Genomic DNA, 427 nt, shown 5'->3' on the forward strand with positions numbered 1-427 from the left:
TAACATATGCAATCAAATTTTGCTTTTGACGCAAAAAAGTTTCTTGGTCGAACTCGCCATCTTCTGCGAGAGGATTCAGAATCATCTTTTTCAAAAATGTAAATCCGGCATCGACCAATCCGACCGGATTTTCCAAAAATTTATCATCAATGCAATTAAAAACAAAATTAATCATATGGATATTTCCGTGACGATTGACAGTCGTGCCAAACCCGGCCCCATACATCTTTGACAGTTCCATCGCTGTCTTGCTTTGAGTCGGAAAATCGCTTGAACTTGTCTCAAGCAAGTTCGACAGCAGCGTTCTGATACTCAAACTTCTCACGTCTGCCAATTCGGTCATAAAAGAAACGACAATCCGATTTGTTTTGAACTGTTGTGTAGGGATCAAAATCAAGTCGACCCCGTCCGTTATGCTTATTTGCAC

The 427-nt window shown here is 40.5% G+C and carries 1 protein-coding gene; it reads right to left on the reverse strand.

The window, feature by feature from the left end; translation table 11 throughout:
- A partial coding sequence (locus KJQ97_RS09515) for a hypothetical protein (protein ID WP_214120709.1) occupies positions 1 to 397 on the reverse strand: 397 nt, incomplete at its 3' end.
- Positions 398 to 427: the final 30 nt, after the last annotated feature.

Source organism: Campylobacter sp. 2018MI01, from assembly GCF_018501205.1.
Lineage (GTDB): Bacteria > Campylobacterota > Campylobacteria > Campylobacterales > Campylobacteraceae > Campylobacter_E.